The 1,839-nt window shown below is 51.3% G+C and carries 2 protein-coding genes; both read left to right on the plus strand.

Annotated elements, in window-relative coordinates:
- Positions 1–104: 104 nt before the first annotated feature.
- Positions 105–896 carry an SDR family oxidoreductase gene (locus QF669_01565; GenBank protein MDP6456131.1) on the plus strand — a complete coding sequence of 264 codons (792 nt, stop codon included), beginning with the start codon at positions 105–107 and terminating at the stop codon, positions 894–896.
- Positions 893–1,786 (plus strand): homocysteine S-methyltransferase family protein, encoded by an 894-nt coding sequence (locus QF669_01570; GenBank protein MDP6456132.1) that lies wholly within the window; start codon positions 893–895, stop codon positions 1,784–1,786. Before QF669_01565 ends, QF669_01570 begins: the two co-directional genes overlap by 4 nt.
- Positions 1,787–1,839 lie beyond the last annotated feature (53 nt).

The following is a 1,839-nucleotide window of genomic DNA, read 5'->3' on the forward strand; positions in this document are numbered from 1 at the left end:
GGTTTTGTCAAGGAAGGAGTCAAGAGAGGCTACCTGGAGATTCGAGGTGAAAGAGTGGATCATTACAGTTTTGGTCTGTTAAAGGAAGATTGGGAGAAAAAAAGATGAATTACGAATTCAAAGATAGGCGAGCGATCGTTACTGGAGCATCCAGCGGTATCGGCAGAGGGATCGCCATGCGGTTCGCTAAGATGGGTGTGAAAGTAGTGCTGTCGGCTCGACGGCAGGAAGAACTTGAAGGGGTGGCAGCAGAGATACGATCCCATGGCGGGACGGCTATTGTTGCTCCCTGCGATGTGACCAATCCTGAAGACGTAGCTCACGTGGTGCGAACGGCTGTGGATGAGCTGGGAGGGGTGGATATCATGGTGAATTGTGCCGGCATTGCAGGACCTATGATCTTTGAGGAAACACCGCCAGAACGGTTCCGCCAACACATGGATGTGAACTATTTCGGCGCTGTGGAGTTTGTCCGGAATGTGCTCCCAATCATGAAAGAGCAGGGGAACGGCTATATTGTCAATATCTCTTCCATCACCGGGCTGAAAGGATTGCCCACTTATACCTCATATGGAGCCAGTAAGTTCGCACTCACCGGTTTTTCCGACTCACTAAGGCACGAGGTGAAGAAGTACGGCATCAAGGTCTCTGTGGTAGCGCCGCCGGGGGTACATACTCCCCTGGTGGATGACGATCTGGAGAGCCATCCCGACTGGTTTCACAAGTTCAAGGTGATAGAGGTGGATCAGGTATTGAACAAGATGATCAGCGGAATGCGCAAAGGGCGCTTCTTGATACTGGTTTCCGCCGATACAAAGATGATGCACGCCATGGTGCGCTTCTTTCCTCGGGCGTTTACCGCCTTGCTGATGTGGCTCTACAAGATGGAAAAGTGAATCTGGCCGAACGGTTGGTATCAGGTCCCCCGCTATTGCTGGACGGCGCCATGGGGACAGAGCTGGAGCGGCGTGGGGTGGATGTTTCTCTGCCTCTCTGGTCTGCGGCTGCAGTTGAAGAGCACCCCGAGATTGTTCAGGCAATCCACAGTGACCATGTTTCTGCAGGCGCAAAAATTATTACGACTGCAACTTTTCGCACACTTCCCCGTACTTTCATGAAAATAACTGATAATCTCGACGAAGCCGCAGAACGAGCGAAAGATGCCGCCTTGACTGCTGTTGCTTTGACAAAGAGAGCCGCAGGCGAAAAAGCTCTGGTGGCAGGTTCCGTCGCTCCTCTGGAGGATTGCTACACTCCCGAACTGTTTCCAGGAGTTGAGACTGCCTTAGCGGAATTCAGGCAGTTGGGAGAATGGCTCACAGAAGGTGGCGTGGATCTTATCCTTATAGAAGCCATGTCGCGTATTGATGAAGTTTCGGCTGCGTTGGAGGCAACGAACGGTCTTGGACTTTCGCGGTGGGTCAGTTTTATCGTGTCAGATGTTGAGCATCTTCTATCAGGTGACAGTTTGGAGAGTGCTGTGCGGGTGGTAGAGGAAAATGGCGCCGACGCTGTACTGGTTAACTGCTCAGAGCCGCGTATCTCAGTAGCAGTGTTGGATACGATGAGCCAGTTCACAGAGTTACCCCTTGGGCTTTACCCTAATTTGGGGCATTCGGACCCGGAACCGGATGGAGTAACCAGTGAGATCTACCCGGAAACGGAATTTATGCAGATCATGACTCGCGCTATCCAGAGAGGGGCTCGAATAGTAGGCGGATGCTGTGGATCTTCACCCAAACATATAGCCGAACTGGCAAAAAATATTTCAGGCTTGCAATTTTAGTGACGGGTGCTTATTTTATTTGTATGGTACAATTATGGAAGTAGGAGAACTTT

This window comes from Candidatus Neomarinimicrobiota bacterium, assembly GCA_030743815.1.
Lineage (GTDB): Bacteria > Fidelibacterota > Marinisomatia > Marinisomatales > S15-B10 > UBA2146.